General features: G+C 70.8%; 22 protein-coding genes. 10 read left to right on the top strand and 12 right to left on the bottom strand.

The window, feature by feature from the left end:
• Nucleotides 1–10 precede the first annotated feature (10 nt).
• The 6 genes from AC27IY_RS46525 to AC27IY_RS46500 all read left to right on the top strand — a co-directional run bounded on the left by AC27IY_RS46525 (nucleotide 11) and on the right by AC27IY_RS46500 (nucleotide 5,432).
• Nucleotides 11–1,006, top strand: a complete 996-nt coding sequence (locus tag AC27IY_RS46525; protein WP_344217557.1) for a sigma-70 family RNA polymerase sigma factor — start codon at nucleotides 11–13, stop codon at nucleotides 1,004–1,006.
• A gap of 42 nt (nucleotides 1,007–1,048) precedes the next feature.
• Nucleotides 1,049–2,164: a steroid 3-ketoacyl-CoA thiolase gene (locus AC27IY_RS46520; protein ID WP_487181858.1), complete on the top strand. Its 1,116-nt coding sequence runs from the start codon at nucleotides 1,049–1,051 to the stop codon at nucleotides 2,162–2,164.
• Between the two features lie 51 nt (nucleotides 2,165–2,215).
• Nucleotides 2,216–3,238, top strand: coding sequence for an MBL fold metallo-hydrolase (locus AC27IY_RS46515; RefSeq protein ID WP_487181857.1), 1,023 nt, complete (start codon nucleotides 2,216–2,218; stop codon nucleotides 3,236–3,238).
• Between the two features lie 25 nt (nucleotides 3,239–3,263).
• A complete protein-coding gene (locus tag AC27IY_RS46510; RefSeq protein ID WP_344217564.1) occupies nucleotides 3,264–3,944 on the top strand; it encodes a FadR/GntR family transcriptional regulator in 681 nt (226 codons plus the stop codon).
• Between the two features lie 62 nt (nucleotides 3,945–4,006).
• Nucleotides 4,007–4,954, top strand: a complete 948-nt coding sequence (locus tag AC27IY_RS46505) for a DNA polymerase ligase N-terminal domain-containing protein (RefSeq protein ID WP_364454219.1) — start codon at nucleotides 4,007–4,009, stop codon at nucleotides 4,952–4,954.
• Nucleotides 4,955–4,979: 25 nt separating this feature from the next.
• Nucleotides 4,980–5,432, top strand: coding sequence for a GNAT family N-acetyltransferase (locus tag AC27IY_RS46500; protein ID WP_344217568.1), 453 nt, complete (start codon nucleotides 4,980–4,982; stop codon nucleotides 5,430–5,432).
• Here AC27IY_RS46500 and AC27IY_RS46495 read toward each other — a convergent pair.
• The 7 genes from AC27IY_RS46495 to AC27IY_RS46465 are packed head-to-tail and all read right to left on the bottom strand — an operon-like array spanning nucleotide 5,425 to nucleotide 12,757.
• Nucleotides 5,425–6,345: an aldo/keto reductase gene (locus AC27IY_RS46495; RefSeq protein ID WP_487181856.1), complete on the bottom strand. Its 921-nt coding sequence runs from the start codon at nucleotides 6,343–6,345 to the stop codon at nucleotides 5,425–5,427. The genes AC27IY_RS46500 and AC27IY_RS46495 overlap by 8 nt on opposite strands.
• 14 nt (nucleotides 6,346–6,359) lie before the next feature.
• Nucleotides 6,360–7,349, bottom strand: coding sequence for an ABC transporter permease (locus AC27IY_RS46490; protein ID WP_423446567.1), 990 nt, complete (start codon nucleotides 7,347–7,349; stop codon nucleotides 6,360–6,362).
• On the bottom strand, nucleotides 7,346–8,827 hold the full coding sequence (locus AC27IY_RS46485) for a sugar ABC transporter ATP-binding protein (RefSeq protein ID WP_449953317.1): 1,482 nt from the start codon (nucleotides 8,825–8,827) through the stop codon (nucleotides 7,346–7,348). Before AC27IY_RS46485 ends, AC27IY_RS46490 begins: the two co-directional genes overlap by 4 nt.
• Entirely contained in the window at nucleotides 8,827–9,852 is a 1,026-nt protein-coding gene (locus AC27IY_RS46480; protein ID WP_344217576.1) for a sugar ABC transporter substrate-binding protein, read from the bottom strand. Before AC27IY_RS46480 ends, AC27IY_RS46485 begins: the two co-directional genes overlap by 1 nt.
• Nucleotides 9,853–9,885: 33 nt before the next feature.
• The gene (locus AC27IY_RS46475; protein WP_364454235.1) at nucleotides 9,886–10,638 is read right to left on the bottom strand and encodes an SDR family NAD(P)-dependent oxidoreductase; all 753 of its coding nucleotides are present in this window, start codon (nucleotides 10,636–10,638) and stop codon (nucleotides 9,886–9,888) included.
• On the bottom strand, nucleotides 10,635–11,957 hold the full coding sequence (locus tag AC27IY_RS46470; RefSeq protein WP_449953312.1) for an L-fuconate dehydratase: 1,323 nt from the start codon (nucleotides 11,955–11,957) through the stop codon (nucleotides 10,635–10,637). Before AC27IY_RS46470 ends, AC27IY_RS46475 begins: the two co-directional genes overlap by 4 nt.
• Entirely contained in the window at nucleotides 11,954–12,757 is an 804-nt protein-coding gene (locus AC27IY_RS46465; RefSeq protein WP_344217582.1) for a fumarylacetoacetate hydrolase family protein, read from the bottom strand. Before AC27IY_RS46465 ends, AC27IY_RS46470 begins: the two co-directional genes overlap by 4 nt.
• Before the next feature lie 354 nt (nucleotides 12,758–13,111).
• On the opposite strand from AC27IY_RS46465, the gene AC27IY_RS46460 reads away from it, so the two are divergent.
• From AC27IY_RS46460 to AC27IY_RS46450, 3 genes are all read left to right on the top strand, one after another.
• Complete coding sequence (locus tag AC27IY_RS46460; protein ID WP_487181855.1) at nucleotides 13,112–14,296, top strand: cytochrome P450; 1,185 nt, start codon at nucleotides 13,112–13,114, stop codon at nucleotides 14,294–14,296.
• 193 nt (nucleotides 14,297–14,489) lie between these two features.
• Entirely contained in the window at nucleotides 14,490–15,146 is a 657-nt protein-coding gene (locus tag AC27IY_RS46455) for an L-2-amino-thiazoline-4-carboxylic acid hydrolase (protein ID WP_487181854.1), read from the top strand.
• A gap of 163 nt (nucleotides 15,147–15,309) precedes the next feature.
• The gene (locus AC27IY_RS46450) at nucleotides 15,310–16,116 is read left to right on the top strand and encodes an NmrA family NAD(P)-binding protein (RefSeq protein ID WP_487181853.1); all 807 of its coding nucleotides are present in this window, start codon (nucleotides 15,310–15,312) and stop codon (nucleotides 16,114–16,116) included.
• A gap of 29 nt (nucleotides 16,117–16,145) precedes the next feature.
• Here AC27IY_RS46450 and AC27IY_RS46445 read toward each other — a convergent pair whose 3' ends face one another.
• The 4 genes from AC27IY_RS46445 to AC27IY_RS46430 form a co-directional block, all read right to left on the bottom strand.
• The gene (locus tag AC27IY_RS46445; RefSeq protein ID WP_487181852.1) at nucleotides 16,146–17,024 is read right to left on the bottom strand and encodes a DUF559 domain-containing protein; all 879 of its coding nucleotides are present in this window, start codon (nucleotides 17,022–17,024) and stop codon (nucleotides 16,146–16,148) included.
• A gap of 68 nt (nucleotides 17,025–17,092) precedes the next feature.
• Entirely contained in the window at nucleotides 17,093–17,503 is a 411-nt protein-coding gene (locus AC27IY_RS46440; protein WP_449953294.1) for a DUF2000 family protein, read from the bottom strand.
• A 61-nt stretch (nucleotides 17,504–17,564) separates the two neighbouring features.
• Nucleotides 17,565–18,434: an SRPBCC domain-containing protein gene (locus tag AC27IY_RS46435; RefSeq protein ID WP_449953291.1), complete on the bottom strand. Its 870-nt coding sequence runs from the start codon at nucleotides 18,432–18,434 to the stop codon at nucleotides 17,565–17,567.
• Nucleotides 18,409–19,005, bottom strand: coding sequence for a helix-turn-helix domain-containing protein (locus AC27IY_RS46430; RefSeq protein WP_344217595.1), 597 nt, complete (start codon nucleotides 19,003–19,005; stop codon nucleotides 18,409–18,411). Before AC27IY_RS46430 ends, AC27IY_RS46435 begins: the two co-directional genes overlap by 26 nt.
• 65 nt (nucleotides 19,006–19,070) lie before the next feature.
• Here AC27IY_RS46430 and AC27IY_RS46425 point away from each other — a divergent pair, with 65 nt between their 5' ends.
• Nucleotides 19,071–19,898, top strand: a complete 828-nt coding sequence (locus AC27IY_RS46425; protein WP_487181851.1) for an AraC family transcriptional regulator — start codon at nucleotides 19,071–19,073, stop codon at nucleotides 19,896–19,898.
• Here the strand turns inward: AC27IY_RS46425 and AC27IY_RS46420 are convergent.
• Entirely contained in the window at nucleotides 19,895–20,923 is a 1,029-nt protein-coding gene (locus tag AC27IY_RS46420) for a GDP-mannose 4,6-dehydratase (protein ID WP_344217599.1), read from the bottom strand. The genes AC27IY_RS46425 and AC27IY_RS46420 overlap by 4 nt on opposite strands.
• Nucleotides 20,924–21,133 lie beyond the last annotated feature (210 nt).

Here is a 21,133-nt window from a genome sequence, read left to right as displayed (position 1 = left end):
TACATAGGGCATGAGCGACAAGCCGACGAATGAGGATTTCCTCCAGCAGGCGGATCCCATGCGACGCGAGCTGCTGGCGCACTGCTACCGCATGACGGGGTCGGTGCACGACGCCGAGGACCTCGTGCAGGAGACCTATCTGAAGGCGTGGCGGGCCTACGACGGCTTCGAGGGCCGCTCCTCGCTGCGCACGTGGATGTATCGCATCGCGACCACCACCTGCCTGACGGCGCTGGAGAGCCGCGGCCGGCGGCCGCTGCCGAGCGGCCTCGGCGCGCCCAGTTCCGAGGCGACCGCTCCCCTGGCCCAGGACAACGAGGTGCCGTGGCTGGAGCCGGTGCCCGACGCGCTCGCGGGCGTGGCGGGCGACGACCCGGCCACGATCGTGACGGCGCGCGAGAGCATCCGGCTCGCGCTGGTCGCCGCGTTGCAGCACCTGCCGCCCCGGCAGCGTGCGGTGCTCATCCTGCGCGACGTGCTCAGGTGGAAGGCCGCCGAGGTGGCCGAGGCCGTCGGCCTGTCCACCGCCGCCGTCAACAGCATCCTGCAGCGGGCGCGGGCCCAGCTCAGCGAGCGCTCGCCGAGCCTCGACGACCCGGTGGAGCCGCTCACCGACGAGCAGCGGGCCCTGCTCGACCGCTACGTCGCCGCGTTCGAGAACTACGACGTGGACGACCTCGTGCACCTGTTCACCGAGGACGCGATCTGGGAGATGCCGCCCTTCACGGGCTGGTACCAAGGCCCGCGGACCATCGCCGAGCTCACCAGGACGCAGTGCCCCGCGGAGCGCGCCGGCGATCTCAAGCTGGTGCCGGTCGCGGCCAACGGGCAGCCGGCGTTCGCGGTCTACTTCCGCGAGGACGGCGGCTACCGGCAGTTCGCGATCATGGTGCTGACCCTGTCCGGCGGCGCGGTCCGGCACGTGGGCATGTTCTTCGAGGAGGGGCTCTTCGAGACCTTCGGGCTGCCCACCGCTCTGACCCCCCAGGCTTCCGCGGCTAAGTAGAACGCGTTACTGTCTCTCCAGAGCATCGTTCTGGAGGCGACTGTGAGCACACCTGTGATCGTCGAAGCCGTCCGCACCCCCATCGGCAAGCGGGCCGGCTGGCTCGCCGAGCTCAAACCGCAACAGGTTCTCGCCGGCGCGCTCAACGGGCTGATCGAGCGGTCGGGCCTCGACCCCGCGGCCGTCGAGCAGGTGTTCGCCGGCTGCGTGACGCAGGCGGGCGAGCAGGGCGGGCACGTCGGCCGGGGCTCCTGGCTCTACGCCGGGCTGCCGCACCAGGCCGGCGTCACCACCGTCGACGCGCAGTGCGGCTCGTCGCAGCAGGCCGTCCACCTCGCCGCCGCCCTGATCGGCGCGGGCGTGATCGAGGTGGGCATCGGCTGCGGCGTCGAGGTGATGAGCCGCGCGCCGCTCGGCAGCAACGTGCTGCCCGCCAACCCGCGTCCCGACGACTGGGACCTCGACCTGCCCGACCAGTTCACCGCCGCCGAGCGCATCGCCGCGCGGCGCGGGCTCACCCGCGAGCGGCTCGACTGGTTCGGGGCGCGCTCGCAGCACCTGGCCGCCAAGGCGTGGGCCGACGGCCGCTTCGAGCGCGAGATCGTGCCGGTCGGCGACGTCCGCAGGGACCAGGGCCTGCGCGAGACCACCGTGGACGGGCTGGCCAAGCTCAAGCCGGTGATGGAGGGCGCGCTGCACACGGCGGGCACCTCGTCCCAGATCTCCGACGGCGCGGCCGCCGTGCTGGTCATGAGCGAGGAGGCGGCGCGGCGGCACGGCCTGCGCCCCCGGGCCCGCATCCGCGCGCAGGCGCTGGTCGGCGCGGAGCCCTACTACCACCTCGACGGGCCCGTGGACGCGACCGCCAAGGCGCTGGCCGACGCCGGGATGACGATCGGCGACATCGACCGGTTCGAGGTGAACGAGGCGTTCGCCTCCGTCGTGCTGTCGTGGGCGAGCGTGCACGAGCCCGACATGGACCGGGTCAACGTCAACGGCGGCGCGATCGCCCTCGGCCATCCGGTCGGCGCGACCGGCGCGCGGCTCATCACCACGGCGCTGCACGAGCTGGAACGCGCCGACGCGACGACCGCCCTCGTCACCATGTGCGCGGGCGGCGCGCTCGCCACCGCGACGATCCTCGAACGGATCAATTGAGCTGTATCACGTACCACCCATAGCACTAGGTAAGTAAGGAATCGGGGACGGATGAAGACCAGACGCAGGCCGTACGCGGAGCAGCGCCCGCAGGATCTCGGCGGCGGGGTGTGGAGCGTGCCTGTGCCGATCCCCGGCAACCCGCTCGGCTATACCCTCGTCTACGCCGTCGAGTCGCCGAAGGGCCCGGTCCTGATCGACGCCGGCTGGAACCATCCGGAGGCGTGGCAGGCGCTGAGCGGCGGTCTCGCGGCGCTCGGGATCGACGTGAGCACGGTGCGGGGGGTGGTCGTCACCCACTTCCACCCCGACCACGCCGGGCTCGCCGGGCAGGTCAGGGAGGCTTCCGGAGCCTGGATCGCGATGCACGAGAACGACGCGGCGATGGTCCGGCTCATGCACGACTTCGCCGGCGACGAGCACACGGCCTTCCAGTCCGACATGCTGCTCAGGGCCGGGGCCGATCCCAGCGAGGCCAGGGCGGCCTCGGGCGAGCGGCCGGCCCCGCCCGCGGTGCCCGACCGCGAGCTGCGCGACGGGGACCTCGTGGACCTGCCGGGGCGCAAGCTGCGGGCCGTCCACACGCCCGGCCACACCCCCGGGCACATCTGCCTGCACCTGGAGGACGCCGACCGGCTGTTCACCGGCGACCACGTCCTGCCCGACATCACCCCACACATCGGGATTTATCCGTACGATCGGGAGGACGTCGATCCGCTGGGCGACTTCCTGGAGTCGCTGGAGCGGGTGGGCGAGTTGGGGACGCTCGACGCCCTCCCCGCCCATGAGTGGATATTTCCGGATGTGGCGGCACGGGCCGCCGAGATCCGTCACCATCACGAGGAGAAGCTCGACTCGCTGCTCGCCCTCCTGGCCGGACAGCCCGAGCCGCAGACCATCTGGGAGGTCGCCGCGATGATGACGTGGAACAAACCGTGGGACACGTTGCCCCCCATGCTGCGGGGCATGGCCGCCGGGGAGGCGGCCGCCCATCTGCGCACCCTTGAGGCCCGCGGCCGGATCCGCCGCCTGCCCGGAGTCGAACTCGTCCGCTTCCAGGCCCTAGACTCCTAGACATCCGATGTCTAGGGGGAGAAGCGTGGCGGTCACCGACGCGGCCATCGACAAGATCAAGCAAATGATCGTCTCGGGGGAGCTCGCCCCGGGCGACCGGCTGCCGAAGGAGGCCGACCTGGCCGAACGGCTCGGCCTCTCGCGCAACTCGCTGCGGGAGGCCGTGCGCGCGCTGTCCCTCATCAACGTCCTCGACGTACGCCAGGGCGACGGCACCTACGTCACCAGCCTGGAGCCCGGTCTGCTCCTCGACACCCTGTCGTTCGTGCTCGACCTGCACCAGGACGACACGGTGCTGCAGTTCTTCGAGGTCCGCCGCATCCTGGAGCCGGCCGCCACCGCGATGGCGGCCGAGCTGATGAAGGACGACGAGATCGAGGAGCTGCGGGTCATCCTGGAGTCGCTGCCCGAGCGGCCCACGATCGAGGAGCTGGTGGCCAACGACCTGCGCTTCCACCAGCGCATCGCCCAGGGGTCGGGCAACAGCGTGCTGTGCTCGTTCATCGAGAGCCTGTCGGGCCCGACGAACCGGGCGCGGGTGTGGCGCGGGCTCACCCAGGAGGGCGCGCTGCAGAAGACCCGCGAGCAGCACATGGCGATCTACGAGGCGATCGCCGCCCGCCAGGCCGACATCGCCCGGTCCTGGGCCACGGTGCACGTGGCCGGCGTGGAGTCGTGGCTGCGCCGGGCGCTCGAACTCGACTGATCGCCGACACATCGGAGGATTGTTGATGATGAACGAAGGGAGCGGCGGGTAGAAGCCGGGGCGTGCCGGACAAACTTGAGCGATATCGCAGCAAGCGCGACGCCGCCCGCACCCCCGAGCCCGTCCCGGCCGAGCCCCCGGCCGCCGGGGACGGGCACGCGTTCGTCATCCAGGAGCACCACGCCCGGTCGCTGCACTGGGACCTGCGCCTGGAACGCGACGGCGTCCTCGTCTCCTGGGCCGTCCCCAAGGGCCTGCCCGCCGACCCCCGGACGAATCACCTGGCCGTCCACACCGAGGACCACCCCATGGAGTACCTCACCTTCCACGGCGAGATCCCCCAGGGCGAGTACGGCGGCGGCACCATGACCGTCTGGGACACCGGCACGTACGAGACGGAGAAGTGGTCCGACCGCGAGGTCAAGGTGGTGCTGCGCGGGGCACGCGCCTCCGGGCGGTTCGTGCTGTTCCGTACGCGGGGCAAGAACTGGATGATCCACCGCATGGACGAGGCGGTGCGCGACCCGTTCCCCGCGCTCGACCCGATGCTCCCTGCCGAACGCGCCCGCCCGCCCAGGGACGCCGCCTCCTACGCCTTCGAGTTCGCCTGGGGCGGCCGACGTCTCCTGGTGCCCGTCGACGGCGGCCGGACGGACGCCGCCCGCGAGCATCCCTGGCTGCGGCCCCTCGCCGAGTCGTTCGGCAGCCGGAGCGCCGTGCTGGACGGCGAGGTCGCCACGCTCGGCGGGGCCGAGCTCCTGATCCTCTACGACCTGCTGTACGACGACGGCCACGCCCTGCTCGACCGGCCGTACACCGAGCGCAGGGCCGCGCTGGAGGCGCTGGAGGTGTCGGGGACCCGCTGGCAGGTCGCGCCCTCGTGGCCCGGCGAGGCGGGGCCGGTGCGGCAGGCGGCCAGGGAGCAGGGGCTGCCGGGTGTGGTCGCCAAGCGGCTGGACTCGCCGTACGAGCCGGGTCCTTCGACGTCCTGGCTGTTCATTCCGTCCTGAGCGGGGGGTGCGGGATACTCGGGTGGTGATCATCAAGACGGTTTCGCCGCACGACGACCCGCTCGGGAGCGAGTTGCTGGCGATGCAGAAGGCGGCGTACGCGGTCGAGGCGGAGCTCATCGGCGACGACCGGATCCCGCCGCTGCACGAGAGCCTGGCCGAGCTGCGGGCGCGTGACCTGCTGTGGCTGGCGGCCTTCGACGGCGGCGCGCTGTCGGGAGCCGTGGCCTGGGCCGAGAGCGCGGACGAGCTCGACATCGACCGGCTCGTCGTGGCCCCGGCCATGGCCCGGCGCGGCATCGGCCGGGCGCTGGTCGAGGCGGTGCTGGCCCGAGCCGGCGGACGCCGCGTCGTCGTCTCCACCGGCCGCGACAACGTGCCGGCCCGCCGGCTGTACGAAGGGCTCGGCTTCACCCTGCTCGACGAGACCGAGGTCATCCCCAAGCTGTGGATCGCCGGCTACGCCCTCGTCAGATGAGTCCTGCGGACTCCAGGTCCTCCCACAGCGCGTCCGGCACCGGCCGCGACCACAGGGCCGCGTTGGCCGTGACCTCCTCCGGGGTCCGCGCCCCCAGGACGACGCCGGCGACCGCCGGATGCCGCAGCGGGAACGCCATCGCCGCCTGCGGCAGGCTCACGCCGTGCCGCTCGCACACCTCGGCGATCCGGGAGGCCCGCTCCACCAGCGGCGCAGGCGCCGGCTGGTAGTCGAAGGTGCCGCCCGGCCGTGACGTGGCCAGGATGCCGCTGTTGAAGACGCCGGCCGCCAGCACCCGCACCCCCCGCTCGGCGCACGCCTCCAGCAGGGGCAGGCCGGACTGGTCGAGCAGCGTGTAGCGCCCGGCCAGCATGACCACGTCGATGTCGGTCTCCTGGACGAAGCGCAGCGGCACCTGCCACTGGTTCATGCCGAGCCCGATCGCCCGCACCACGCCCTCGGCCCGCAGCTCGGCCAGCGCCGGGTACGCCTCGCCGAGCGCCTGCTCCACGTGCTCATCGGGGTCGTGGATGAGGGCGACGTGCACGGCCGGCAGCCCCAGGCGTTCGAGTGAGTCCTCCAGCGAGCGGCGTACGCCGTCGCGCGAGAAGTCCCACTTCCGCGTCAGCTCGCCAGGGACGTCGAAGATGTCGTCGTCGCGCCCCGACGGCGCCGGCGCGGGCACCAGCAGCCGCCCGACCTTGGTCGACAGGACATAGTCCGTACGCCCGGCGAGCGCCGCGCCGAGCCGGCGCTCGGACAGGCCGAGGCCATAGTGCGGCGCGGTGTCGTACAGCCGGACCCCGCTCTCCCAGGCGGCGTCCACCGTGGCCCGGGCCTCGGCGTCGGTGACCGCCTGGAAGAGGTTGCCGATGGGCGCACCGCCGAAGCCGTGACGCGGCAGCTCGATCACGCCGTGACTCCCATCTAATCCTGTGCCTTCCCGCCCGCGATCCGGCTGATCATCAGGGCGATGAGGATGATGCTGCCGTAGATGACGGGCTGCCAGAAGCCGGAGACGCCGATCAGCGTGAGGATGTTCTGCACCAGGCCGATCACCAGCACGCCGGTGAGCGCGCCGAGGATGGTGCCCTTGCCGCCGTCCATGCTGACGCCGCCGATGACGGCCGCGGCGAACACCATGAAGATCCAGCCGACGCCCATGCCGTTGCCGATCGCGCCGAGGCGGCCGGTCTCCAGGATGCCGGCCAGCGCCGCGAGGACGCCGCCGAGGATGAACACGCCGTAGAGCACCCGGTCCACCCGGATGCCCGCGGCGCGGGCGGCGTCGATGTTGCCGCCGATCGCGTAGAGCGAGCGGCCGATCCGCAGGTAGCCGAGGCCGAAGATGCCGACCGCGAACAGCAGCCCGGCGATCCAGATGGCCGCGGGCAGCCCGAGCCACAGGGCGCTGCCGAGGTAGAGGATCGACTCGGGGAGCTGGAACAGCGTCTTGCCCTCGGTCGGCCCCTGCAGGAAGCCGTGCACGATGATCAGCATGGCCAGCGTCACGATGAACGCGGACAGCTGGAACCTGATGATCAGGAATCCGTTGAAGGCGCCGATGGCGGCCCCGACGAGCAGCGCGAGCGGGATCACCAGCGTGCCGGGCAGCCCGAGCCCGAACCCGCCGGCCGCGGCCGGGATCACCAGCATCACGGCGATGGCGGGCGCGGTGCCGACCGTCGACTCCAGCGACAGGTCGAACTTCCCGGCGATCAGGATCATGGCCTCGGCCAGCACGAGGAGCGAGATCGCCGCCTGCTGCTGGAGGACGTTCGTGAGGTTGCCCGCCGTCAGGAAGGTCGGGTCCAGGAACGCGCCCACGACGAGCAGGAGCACGATCACCGGCACGAGCGTCAGGTCGCGGAACCTGGCCAGCCGTAGCCGCGGAGCCGGTGCGGTCAAAGTGGTCACTCTTGTACGCCTTCCATCACGGCCACGAGCTCGTGGTCCGTCCAGCCACGCGGTACGTCCTTGACGATCTCCCCGTGGAACATCACCAGCACCCGGTCGCAGATGCGCAGGTCGTCGAGCTCGTCGGAGACCACGACGGCCCCCGCGCCGCGCTCGGCGGCGTCCTCGACGGCGCCGAGCAGGGCCTGCTTGGCCTTGACGTCGACGCCGGCGGTGGGGTTGATGACGACCAGCACCGTGGGATCGTCCACGAGCGCCCGCGCGAACACGACCTTCTGCGCGTTGCCCCCGGACAGGTCGGCGACGGGCTGGTCGGGGCCCTCGGTCTTGATGTCCAGGGCGGTGATCATCTCCTTGGCCTTCTCCCGGCGGCGCGCCGGGGACACGACGCCGAAGCGGCCCAGCTTGCGGGCGATGGGGAACGTGGCGTTCTCCCCCACCGACAGCAACGGGACGAACCCCTCGTGATGGCGGTCCTCGGGCACGAACCCGAGCCCCGCCTTCATCGCGGCGGGCACGTCGCCGGGCTTCACCGTGGTGCCGTTGACCACGACCGTGCCGGTGTCGGCGCCGCGCAGCCCGACCAGGGTCTCGGCCAGGCCGACCTTGCCGCTGCTCGCCGACCCGGCGAGGCCGACCACCTCGCCGGCGCGGACGCTGATGTCCACGTTCCGGTAGCGGCCGGCCAGCGACAGCCCTTCGCCGGCGAGCACGACCCGCTCGCCGGGCGTGCGCTCCCTGGCGTGGTACGCGGACGTCGCCTCACCGGTCATGGCGTGCACCAGCTCGTCCTGCGGCAGCCCGTCCACCTGCCGGGTCATGATGTGCCGGGCGTCGCGGAAGACCGTGACGCTCTGGCAGATCTCGTACACCTCGTCCAGGTGGTGCGAGATGTACATCATCGTGACGCCCTGCTCGCGCAGCGAGCGCATGCGGGCGAACAAGCGCTCGATGGCCGGCCCGTCGAGCCGCGCCGTGGGCTCGTCGAGGATGATGAAGCGCGCGCCGAACGACAGCGCCCGCGCGATCTCCACGAGCTGGCGCTGCTCGACGCTGAGATCGCCGGCCAGCGCCTGCACGTCGACGTCCACCTCGTAGGTGTCGAGCAGCTCGCGCGCGCGGCCTCGCACCGTCCGCCAGTTGATGGGCCCGTGCCCGTCGCTCTGCCGGTTGAGGAAGAGGTTCTCGGCGACGGTGAGCGCCGGGATGATCGTGGACTTCTGGTAGACGCAGGCGACGCGCTGCCGCCAGGCGTCCCGGTCGCCGGGGGCGGGCGCCGGCTCTCCCGAGAACAGCACCTCGCCCTCGTCCGGCCGCTGCAGCCCGGTGAGGATCGACACGAGGGTGGACTTCCCCGCGCCGTTCCTGCCGAGGAGCGCGTGCGTCTCGCCTTCGGCGATCGCGATCTTCGCGCCGTTCAGCGCGACGGTCGGACCGAACCGCTTGACGACGTTGCGGGCTTCGACGTGAATGCTCATCAGCCGACCTGGTTGCCCCAGAGGTTCTTGTCGTCCACGTTCTCCTTGGTGACCAGAGGCGCGGGAAGCTGGTCCTCAAGACCGTTGGGGAGCTGGATGATGGTGCTGTCGTGGTCGGTCGGGCCCGGCTGGAACGTCTTGCCCTCCAGCGCGGCCTTCGCGTAGAAGAGCGCGTACTTCGCGTAGAGGTCGGCCGGCTGCGACATCGTGGCGTCGATCTCGCCCTTGCGGATGGCGTCGTACTCCTGCGGGATGCCGTCGTTGGAGACCACGAAGATGTGCTTGGGGTCGTCCGGCTGCACGAGCAGGCCCTTCTGCTTGAGCACCTGCAGCGTCGGCGCCAGGTGGACGCCGCCCGCGTGCATGTAGATGCCCTTGATGTCAGGGTTCTGCTCCAGGCGGGTCTGCAGCATGGACGCCGCCTTGCTGCCCTCCCACTCGGTCGGCTCGCTGAAGACCGTGATGTCGGGGAACTTCGTCTTCATGCACTCCAGGAACGCCTCCGACCGGTCACGGCCGTTGATCGAGCTGAGCGCGCCCTGGAGCTGGACGACCTTGCCCTTGCCGCCGAGCTTCTCGCCGAGGAACTCGCACGCCTTGGTGCCGTACGCGCGGTTGTCGGCGCGGACGACCATGTAGACCTTGCCCTTGTCCGGCCGGGTGTCGACGGAGACGACGGGGATTTTCTTGTTCTCCAGCTGCTGCAGCGTGTTGGCCACCGCGCCGGTGTCCTGGGGCGCCATGACGATGGCCTTGGCGCCCTGGCCGACCAGCGCCTGCACGTTGTTGACCAGCTTGGACACGTCGTTCTGCGAGTTCGTGGCGGGCATGAGGTCCACCTTGAGCTCGCTCGCCATCTGCGGCACGTACTTGATGTAGGAGTTCCAGAAGTCGGAGTCGGCCCGGGGGTGGTCGATGCCGACCTTCCCGCCGCCGCCGCTCGCGCCTTCCGTCGTGGTGCCTGAGCCGCACGCCGTGACGACCGCCAAGAGGGCGGCGCCCGTGATCACCCGTCCGAACTTCATAGGGGGGTACCTTCCTTCGTTTGACTGGTCGCTTCAGTTGGTGGGCCGCAGCCGCAGGCCCTGCATGCCGCCGTCGACCGCGATCGACGTGCCGGTGGTCGCGCCCGACTCGGGGCCGGCGAGGTAGGCGATCGCCGCGGCGACCTCCTCGGCCGTGACCAGGCGGCCCATGGGCTGTCTGGCGTTGAGCGCCGCCCGCTCCGCCTCCGGATCGGGGGCGGAGTCGAGCAGCCGGCCGACCCACGGGGTGTCGGCGGTGCCCGGGTTGACGCAGTTGACGCGGATGCCCTCGCGGATGTGGTCCGCGGCCATCGCCAGCGTCAGCGACAGGACCGCGCCCTTCGTCGCGCTGTAGAGCGCGCGCTGGGGCAGCCCGGCGGTGGCCGCGATGGAGCAGGTGTTGACGATCGAGGCGTGCTCCGACCTGCGCAGGTAGGGCAGCGCGGCGCGGGCGACCCGGACCATGCCGAACACGTTGACGTCGAAGACCCGCTGCCACTCGGAGTCGGGGTTGTCCTCGACCGTCCCCTGGGCGCCGATGCCGGCGTTGTTGACCAGCACGTCGATGCCGCCCAGCCGCTCGGCGGCCTCGGCCACCGCGGCGCGCACGCTCGCGTCGTCCGTCACGTCCGCCTTGATGCCCACGAAGGGCTCGCCCGGCGGGTTGAGGTCGAGGCAGGCCACCGTCATGCCGCGCTCGGCGAGCAGGGTGGCGGCCGCCAGGCCGATGCCGGAGCCGCCGCCGGTCACGACGGCCTTCAGACCTGCTGCGTTAGTCCGGCTCACGCGTCCCTCCAGACCGAACCGTTGGGGAAGGTGTGGGCGGCGATCGACTCCGCGTGCATCTGCGCGCTGAAGCCGGGACGCGACGGCGCGAGGTAGCGGCCGTCGCGGATCACCACCGGGTCGACGAAGTGCTCGTGCAGGTGGTCGACGTACTCGATGACCCGGCCGTCCATGGTGCCGGTGACCGCCACGTAGTCGAACATCGACAGGTGCTGCACCAGCTCGCACAGGCCGACGCCGCCGGCGTGCGGGCAGACCGGGACGCCGAACTTGGCCGCGAGCAGCAGGATCGCGATGTTCTCGTTGACCCCGCCGACGCGGGCGGCGTCGATCTGCAGGTAGGAGATGGCCCCGGCCTGCAGGAGCTGCTTGAAGACGATGCGGTTCTGCACGTGCTCGCCGGTCGCGACGGGGATCGGCGCGATGCCGCGGGCGATGGCGGCGTGGCCGAGCACGTCGTCCGGGCTGGTCGGCTCCTCCACCCAGTGCGGGCCGAACTCGCTCAGCGCGTTGACCCACTCGATGCCCGAGCCGACGTCCCAGCGCTGGTTGGCGTCGATGGCGATCGGGAAGTCGGGGCCGCAGACCTCGCGGGCGACCCTGAAGCGCCGCCTGTCGTCCTCCAGGTCGGCGCCGACCTTGAGCTTGATCTGCCCGAACCCCTGCGCGATGGCCTCCTCGCAGAGCCGCCGCAGCTTCTCGTCGTCGTAGCCGAGCCAGCCGGGGGAAGTCGTGTAGGCCGGGTAGCCGGTCTCGATCAGCTCGGCGATCCGCTCCTCCTTGCCGCCCTCGGCCTTGCGCAGGATCTGCAGGGCCTCCTCGGGGGTGAGCGCGTCGCTGAGGTAGCGGAAGTCGACCAGGCCGACGATCTCCTCGGGGGACATCTCGGACAGCAGCCGCCACACCGGCTTGCCGGCCCGCCTGGCCTTCAGGTCCCACAGGGCGTTGACCACGGCGGAGATCGCCATGTGCATGACGCCCTTCTCCGGCCCCAGCCAGCGCAGCTGCGAGTCGTTGACCATCTCCTTGTAGAGGGCGCCGAGGTCCTCGACGTCCTTGCCGAGCACGTACTGCTCCAGCGCGCTGATCGCGGCGGTCTGCACGTCGTTGCCGCGCCCGATCGTGAACGCGAACCCGTGGCCCTCGTGGCCGTCGTCGGTCCGCAGCACCACGTAGGCGGCGGAGTAGTCGGGGTCAGGGTTCATCGCGTCGGAGCCGTCGAGCTCGCGCGAGGTCGGGAAACGCACGTCGTGCGTCTCCATCCCGACGATCCGGTACGCCGGTCGGTTGTCGTTGTTCGTCATGCCTGGGTTCGTCATGCCTGGCCCACCGTCTGCCGCTGCCGCCCGAGACCCTCGATCTCCAGCTCCACGACGTCCCCGGCCCTGAGGTACGGCTGCCCCGGCATGCCCATCGCCACACCGGCGGGGGTGCCGGTGTTGATGACGTCACCCGGCTCCAGCACCATGAACTGGCTGAGGTAGCGCACGATCTCGGCGACGTCGAAGATCATGTTCTTGGTGTCGCCGTCCTGGCGCAGCTCACCGTTGACCCAGAGGCGCAGCGACAGGCTCTGCGGGTCGCCCACCTCGTCCGCGGTCACCAGCCAGGGCCCGAGCGGGTTGAACGTCTCGCACGACTTGCCCTTGTCCCACTGGCCGCCGCGTTCGAGCTGGAACTCGCGCTCGGAGACGTCGTTCGCCACGGCGTAACCGGCGACGGCCTCCAGCGCCTCCTCCCTGCTCTCCAGGTAGCGGGCCCGCTTCCCGATGACGATGGCCAGCTCGACCTCGTAGTCGGTCTTGACGCTGTTGCGGGGGACGAGCACCTCGTCGTACGGGCCGACCATGGTGTCGGCGGCCTTCATGAAGACCACGGGCTCGGCCGGCGGCTCCGCGCCCGACTCGGCGGCGTGGTCGCGGTAGTTCAGGCCGATGCAGACGATCTTGCCGGGCCGCGCGACGGGGGCGCCCACCCGCAGGCCCTCCTCGGCCACGATCGGCAGGTCACCGCGGTCGAGCGCGGCACGGACGCGCGCCACTCCTCCGGAGGCGAGGAAAGCACCGTCGATGTCGGGCTCTCCGATGTCGCGCAGGTTACCGGCCTCATCCAATACCACCGGCCGTTCCTGTCCGACAGGTCCTACTCGCAGCAGCTTCACACCGCATCCTTCATCTATACATCGGATGTCTCGTCTCCCGATGCTGAAGCGCCTACCCGGGATGTGTCAAGGGTGAGGCTACGGAAACATCCGATCTGTGACCTGGACATATTGCTCAAACATCATCACCGGCGACATGAACCGGCCATATCGCCCCGATGACCCGGTTCACGCACAGGATACGTGGCCGTCACACAGACATCGGACGTCGCTCCTACCGGCTCGCCGTGGCTCCTTGACGGTCGTACAGTCACGTAATAGAACACGTTCCAGTACCACTTAACCAAGCGCTTGATCAAGAGGGTGAGCCGGGTGCACATCGACCTCGTCGACAGGGACCGTTACGCGACCGCTGGACCACCGCACGAGCAGTTCGCCTGGCTGCGCGCCAACTCCCCCGTCCACTGGCACGACGGCGAGCCCGGATTCTGGGCCGTCACCCGCTACGAGGACGTGGTCCACATCTCGCGCCACTCCGAGCTCTTCTCCTCCCACCGCAGGCTCGCGCTCTTCGACGAGCTGGAGGAGGAGCAGATCGCCCTTCAGCGGCTCATGATGCTCAACCAGGACCCGCCGGAGCACACCCGGCGCCGTTCGCTGGTAAACCGGGGCTTCACCCCGCGCACCATCAACGCCCTCGAAGAGCACATCCGCGACATCTGCGACGACCTCCTCGACAAGTGCTCGGGCGAGATCGACTTCGTCACCGAGGTCGCCGCGCCGCTGCCCCTCTACGTCATCTGCGAGCTGCTCGGCGCGCCCGTCTCCGACCGCGACAAGCTCTTCGCCTGGTCCAACCGCATGATCGGCGCGCAGGACCCCGACTACGCCGACGTGCCGGGCGAGGGCCCCGACGCCGCCATGGAGGTCTACGCCTACGCCAACCAGCTCGCGGCGCAGCGCAAGGCCAACCCCAGGAACGACATCGTCACCAAGCTCCTGCAGCCCGACGAGCACGGCGAGACGCTCGACGAGAGCGAGTTCGACCTTTTCGTCCTCCTGCTGATCGTCGCCGGCAACGAGACCACCCGTAACGCGGCCTCGGGCGGCATGCTCGCCTTCTTCGACCACCCGGACCAGTGGGACCGCCTCGTCGCCGACCCCACGATGGCCAAGACGGCCGCCGACGAGATCGTCCGCTGGGTCTCCCCCGTCAACCTCTTCCGCCGGACCTCGACCTGCGACCAGGTGATCGGCGGCCAGCCCATCAAGGCCGACGACAAGGTGGTCGTCTTCTACGGCTCCGCCAACCGCGACGCCTCCGTCTTCCCTGACGCCGAGGTCTTCGACATCGGCCGCAGCCCCAACCCGCACATCGGCTTCGGCGGCGGCGGCGCCCACTTCTGCCTGGGCAACCATCTGGCCAAGCTCGAACTCCGGGTCCTGTTCGAACAACTGGCCCGCCGCCGCCCCCGCCTCACCCAGTCCGGCCCGGCCAGCCGCCTGCGCTCCAACTTCATCAACGGCATCAAGGAACTCCCGGTCACCATCAGCTAGGCGGGCAGGTGGACGTGATCGTCGCGGCCGTGCCAGACTTCGTGCGAAATATCAACACACGTAGCTAGTCAGCGCCGGTCGGTCGGTGGAGTGCGCTGGCGTGCTCGCTCGGTCGCGGGCACGTCCGGTCACGCCTCCGCGCGGGGTCCTGGACGTGTACGCGCCGAGCCGTACACCGAAAGGACCGACCATCATGTCCACCGACCAGTTCGGGCTCGCCGGCGGCGACTACGTCCCCGACCCCGATCGCGACACCACGCTGCTGCTGGACGCCTTCTACGAGCGCCTGGCCACGACGGAGGCCGACCTCACCGCCGCCATGCGGGCCCGTCAGGACGAGCTCGAAGCGGCCAACCGGTCGCGGATCGTCGACGAGCCCGCCCGGCACAACCTGCGCCTGACCCTGGCGCTGGTCGCCGCCTATGAAGCCCTCCGGCCCAGGCTCGGCAGGCAACGGGCCATCGACGCCGTCCAGGCGGCGTTCGTCGAGCCGTTCGGCGACGCCATGAAGGAGGGCACCCGGGCCATGCTGGACCATGCGCCGGACGCCTTCCGCGCCATGGTGGAGATGAGCAAGTCGCGGGAGGAGCACGCGTTCGGCAAGGGGTTCGTCTTCGAGCGGCCCGTGGACGACGACGAGCGCTATCACCTCGACGTGCGCCAGTGCTTCTACCACGACGTCCTGGTCGCCAACGGGGCGCCGGAACTGACCCCGGCCATGTGCGCGTTCGACGCCAACTGGATCGAGGCCATCGAGCCGAGCAGGCACGGCTTCCGCTTCGAGCGCCGCACCACGATCGGCCTGGGCGGCACCCACTGCCCGTTCCATTTCGACCGCGTCAACGAGTAGCGGACGCGGCGTCCCGGCGTGCCGCCGGGACGCCCTCCGTCGAACGCCTAGCGGGACGACCGACGGGCACGCCGGTGGCCGGGCGGGTCGTTGACCTCAAGCGCGGTTGAGTTTCTAGGCTCGTCAGCGACTCACCAGGACGAGATGACGAAGGAACTCCACTGTGACGACTTTGGTGACGGGCGCCACCGGGAACACGGGCCGGCACGTTGTGGCGGAGCTGGTCCGCCGAGGAGAGCGGGTCCGGGCCCTGACCCGGGACCCGGCGGCGAACGCGGGAAGATTTCCGGCCGAGGTGGAGCTGGTGGCCGGCACGCACACCGCGCCGGAGAAGTTGGACGCCGCGCTCCACGGCGTCAGCCGGCTGCACATCACGGTGACGGCCGGACTGGCCGAGGTCGGGCCCGAGCTGGTCAAGCGGGCGGTCGCCGCGGGCGTTCGGCGCATCACCGTGTTGTGGGGCGGCTGGGTGGGCCCGGTCGAGCAGGCGGTGGCGGACTCCGGCGTGGAATGGACGCGCCTGGAGGCACAGGAGTTCATGTCCAACACCTTGACCTGGGCCGAATCGATCCGGGCCGAGGGAGTGGTCCGAGAGCCGTACGACTTTCCCAGCGCGCTGGTGCACGAGGCCGACATCGCGGCTGTGGCAGCCGTCGCGCTGCTCGACGACGGCCACTCCGGGCACGCCTACAACCTGACCGGGCCTGAGTCGCTGACGACGAGTGAGCGGATCGCGATCCTGGCGCGGAGGCTCGGCCGCCCCATCGCCTTCGAGCGGATCACGCACGAGCAGGCGGTCGAGAGGCTGATGGCCACGGGCGTGTCCCGGGCGGACGCCGAGTATGTCATCGGCTGGTATGCCGAGCCCACTGATGACTCCACGACCGTGGACGACACGGTCTCGCGGGTGATCGGGCGTCCGGCACTTACGTTCACGCAGTGGGTTGACGAGCACGCGGACCGTTTCTGAGCTGGGATGATCTCCGCCGAGGTGTGCGGTCACCAGGACGTCCAGTCGTTGCCGGGGTTTCGGCGGCGTCTGCCGCCTTGGTAGGAGCGGTGGCGGGCGGCGCGGATGTTGCGGAGGATGCGGGTCGTGGTCTCCGGGGCGGGGCGCCAGCCGCGCTCGATCAGGGCGTCCGCCACGTGGTGGAGGAGGTCGGCGATCTGGCCGGGGATGACGTCACGGCGTACGGCGATCACGCGCCAGCCGCGGCGGCGGAGCTCCTCGCGGCGGTCCGTGTCGCGTCGGCGGTCGGCGGGTGAGGTGTGGTGTTCCTGGCCGTCGTACTCGACGGCGACCTTGAACGCCTCCCAGCCCAGGTCGAGATAGGCGTGGTGGTCGTCGCCCAGGTCGACCCTGATCTGGGTGGAGGGTCTGGGGAGGCCGCCCTCGACGAGGATCACGCGGAGCGAGCTCTCCCTCGGCGAGGCGGCTCCCCCGTCGGCGAGGCTGAGCGTGTCGCGCAGTTGCCAGGAGTTGAGCGGGCGGTGCCACAACGCCTCCAGGTCGAGCCCCTTGCGGGCGAACTGGTCGAGGACCGCCACCGCCTCCATGCGGGGGAGGTGGCGGGCGCAGTCGAGGGCCGTACGTTCCATGGTGGTGAGGCGGACGCCCTTGTGCAGGATGATGTCGTCGTCCGGCAGCGGGGCCAGGTAGGTCACGCAGCCGGGGAGGGTGACATGGCCTCGGGCGATGAGCTCGACCGGCCAGTCGTCGCCCGTGCGGGTCGGGAGGACGTCGAGGCCCCAGATGTGGGCGGCGGTCCGGCGGCAGGCGGTGGCTTGTGGGATGGCTCGGGTGATCTGACGGGTCCGGTCGATCAGAGGGTCTTCGGCGGGTGAGGGGGTGAGCGGAGCCTCGGCTGGTTGGTGCATGGGGTCAGGATGGTGGCCGGCGCGTACGGGCGAGCGGCCGAGCGGGGTTCTGTGGATAACCGGCGGGGTCAGGGGTGCAGGGACAGGCCCTTCAGGGTCTTGTCGAGGGCGTTGCGGGGGCCGTGGACGGCCAGTCCGACCAGCATCAGCTCGTCGCTCGCCACGGCCCGCACCACCGCCCGGTTGTCCGCGTCGTGGCCCGTCTTGAACATCTCCTCGATGTAGACGGCCACGTCCATCCCCCGCCCGATCGCCTTCTCCCGGATCCCGCGCAGTTGCGCCAGGCCGCCCTCGTACACGAGCACCGGCTGGCGGAACATCGGCAGGTACGCGACGCCCGACCCGTCCGCGTACGGCTCCCCCATGGTCTCCGGCACCCCGCCCGCCACCGCGCTCGCCAGGAAGGCGGTCACGTTGAGGCGCTGCCAGACGGCCAGGTCGTCGCGTACCACGATGGCGATCTTCGTATCGAAACGCATGGCCCCCGAGCCTTCCCGACCGAGGGCCTGCCCGTCTTGTACGCTCGTGCGGCCCCAGCCCCTACGCCGGCTCCAGGATCGGACGCCAGTCCGGCACCTCGTGGTAGCGCCGCAGCTCCGCCAGCCCCGCCAGGATGCCGCCCCACGCCGAGTACGGCGGCTGCCCGGCGTCGAAGCCGCTCTGCACCAGCGTCAGCCGGGTACGCCCGCCGCTGCCCTCCAGCTCCCACGTCCCGATCCTGCCGCCGCCCCAGTCGACCGAGAACGTACGCTCGGGCACCAGCTCCAGCACCTTGGCCGGGCTCGGGTCGTTGGCCAGGCCGCCCATCGCGAAGCGCCCGCCCACGTACGGCTCGATCTCGATCGGGTACCCGAACCACTTCGTCACGGCCTCGCTCTCGATCAGCGAGGCGAACACGTCCGCCGGCGAGGCGTCCACGACGGCCTCGGCGCGCAGCTCGGACGAGGTGAAGTCGACCCGCGGCGTCAGCTCCCGCCCCTCCAGGTGCTCGGCCAGGTTGGCGATGGCCAGGCACCAGTACGTCTGCAGCACGCCCCGGATGCTCTTGCCCGTCATGGCGTCCTGGAAGTCGAAGTGGCTCTGGGACACCGTGACGAACGTGGCGACCGGGCCGTCGGGCTCAAGGGCGAACTCGGTGGTGGTCTCCTCGCCGTCGAGGACCCACGCGAAGCGCACGGTGCGGTCGTCGGCGTGCAGTAACCGCTGGTGCGGCGCGTCGCCCTCGGGGGTGGTGGGGCCCCAGAAGGCGTAGCGTCCGGCGGGCAGGTCCACCTCGGCCTGCTCGGCGAGCCAGACGCGCAGCTCGGCGGGGTCGGTCAGCGCCTCGCGGACCCGTGCGATCGGGGCCGGGACGCGGGCGCGCAGCATCATGGGGGCGGCGGGCTCAGGCGTCTGCAGGTCGTCGGTCATCGTCATCGTCTCCTCGACGGTCGTCGGTCTTCGGGTAGCAGGCCACGGCGAGCTTGAAGGCGTCGCCCTCGGCGCCGCCGTAGCGGGTGAACAGGTCCTGGAGCATCGTCTGCAGGTCGGTGAGGAACTGCTGGCGCTGCTCGGTCCGTAGGTGGATCTCGCCGGACAGGCCGACGGAGGGCAGCTCGGGCGCGGTGCGGTCGAGCGCCGCGATGTCCTCCTGCACCTCCTCCATGAGATCCAGGAGGTAGCCGAGGCTGAGCTCGTCGCGGGCCCGGCGCAGGCCGCCGATGCGGCCGACCAGCCGGGGCGACAGCCAGTACGACCGCGCGCCGGCCTGGTAGATCCCCTCGGAGATCCCCCGGACCTTGCGCTCGGCGACCTGGTCCACGAGGCCCGCCTCGACCAGGCGTTTCACGTGGTAGTAGACGCGCTGCGGCGTCTGGCCCAGGACGGCGGCCACCTCCGAGCAGGTACGAGGCTCGGCGAGTTGCCGCAGCACCTCGACGCGTTGCGGCTTGAGCAGCGCCTCGGCCTGCTCGATGGCTTCCAGGTACAGGATGTCTCTCATCGCAAAAATCATCCTTTACGTAAAAACTCTCTTTGTCAATGGGGGACGCGAGGAGGATTGGAGGCGTGGGAAGGGACTGGGCGCGGTACTGGCGGGCCGGGCGGCGACCGCTGGAGGCCATGCACGCCCACTTCGAACGGCACGTCTACCACCGCCACAGCCACGACACCTACTCCTTCGGCGTGACGGAGACCGGCGCCCAGTCGTTCACCTGCCGAGGCGCGGCGCACACGAGCGCGGCCGGCATGGTGATGGCGTTCAACCCGGACGACCCGCACGACGGCCACGCCGCCGACGCGCTCGGCTTCACCTACCGGATCGTGCACATCGGTCCCGGTCTGGTGACGGAGGCGCTGGCGGACGCGACGGGCCGCCGGGCGCCGCTCCCCCTGTTCGCCGCCCCGCTGGTGGCGGACGCGGCGGCGGCGGGCGCGCTGCGCGCCTTCCACCGGGCGCTCCTGGACCCGGCCGCGACGGCCCTGCGCCGCGACGAGCTGCTCGCCGGCACGGTCGCCCACCTGGTCAGGGCGGCGGCGACGCAGGCACCGCCGGACCCGCCAAAAACCGGGACGTCAGCGGCGATGGCCGCGCGGGCGTGCAGGTTCCTGGAGGACCGCCTGTTCGATGACCCGACCGCAGAGGAACTGGCGCGGGCGACGGGCGGCAGCAGGTTCGCGGTGTACCGGGCGTTCGTGGCGCGGTACGGCATGCCGCCCAGCGACTACCAGCGCCTGCTCCGGCTGCGCCGCGCCCGTACGCTGATCGCGGACGGCGTCCCGATCGGCGAGGCGGCGGCGGCCACGGGCTTCGCCGACCAGAGCCACCTGACCCGCTGGTTCGTCCGCTGTTTCGGGCTCACCCCCGGCGCCTACCGGGAAGCCGCACGGGTCTAGGGCCAGGAGCCTTCCTGGTCGGGGTCGCCGCCGTCGGTGAGCAGCTTCATGTCGGCCTCGACCATCATGGCCACCAGCTCGTCGAACGACACCGTCGGCTCCCAGCCGAGCTGGTTGCGCGCCTTCTTCGGGTCGGCGCAGAGCAGGTCCACCTCGGCCGGCCGGTGCAGCGTCTGGTCGGTGACGACGTACCGCTCCCAGTCGAGCCCGGCGGCGGTGAAGGCGGCCTCGGCCAGCTCGCGCACCGACTTCATCCGCCCGGTGCCGATCACGTAGTCCTCGGGCCTGTCGGCCTGCAGCATGAGGTGCATGGCCCGGACGTAGTCGCCGGCGTACCCCCAGTCGCGCCTGGCCTCCAGGTTGCCGAGCCGCAGCTCGGCGGCGAGCCCCAGCTTGATCCTGGCCACGCCGAGCGAGACCTTCCTGGTGACGAACTCCGCCCCGCGCCGCGGCGACTCGTGGTTGAACAGGATGCCGGACACGGCGAACATCCCGTACGACTCGCGGTAGTTCTGCGTGAGGAAGTGCCCGTACGCCTTGGCCACGCCGTACGGCGAGCGCGGGTGGAAGGAGGTGCGCTCGTTCTGCGGCGTCTCGCTGACCTGGCCGAACATCTCGGAGGACGACGCCTGGTAGAAGCGGATCTGCCCGGAGGCCGCCGAGGCGCCGCCGCGCGAGACGCCCGAGCACACCCGGATCGCCTCCAGCATGCGCAGCACGCCCATCCCGGTGACCTCGGCGGTGAGCTCGGCCTGCTCCCAGGACATGGGCACGAACGAGATCGCCCCCAGGTTGTAGACCTCGTCGGGCTGGACCCGCTCGACGGCGGAGATGAGCGACCCCTGGTCGAGGAGGTCGCCGCGGACGACCTGGACGTCCGACAGCAGCCTGCGCACGCGGGAGACGCGCGGGTTGGCCTGGCCTCGGGCGAGGCCCCAGACCTCGTACCCCTGCTCCAGCAGGTGCTCCGCCAGATAGGAACCGTCCTGGCCGGTGATGCCGGTGATCAGAGCGCGCCTGGCCAAGGGTCCTCCAACTTCGCGTCACGCAATCCCGTTGGGACGGAATGTACCGCTATGCACCAGGAAAGAGCAGCAGCCCGGCCTAGAACGTGTTCCACAGAACCACGTTCGGTTACCGCAACGTCGCATGTCGCACGGCCTGCGGGGACGAATGTGAGCAATTCTCGGTGACCTACCGAATGGTAGCCTTCTCGGGCTAAGGTCACATTCAAC

This window comes from Nonomuraea sp. B208, assembly GCF_057536035.1.
The sequence above is the reverse complement of the archived record's forward strand: the minus strand, read 5'-3'. Positions and strand labels throughout refer to the sequence as shown.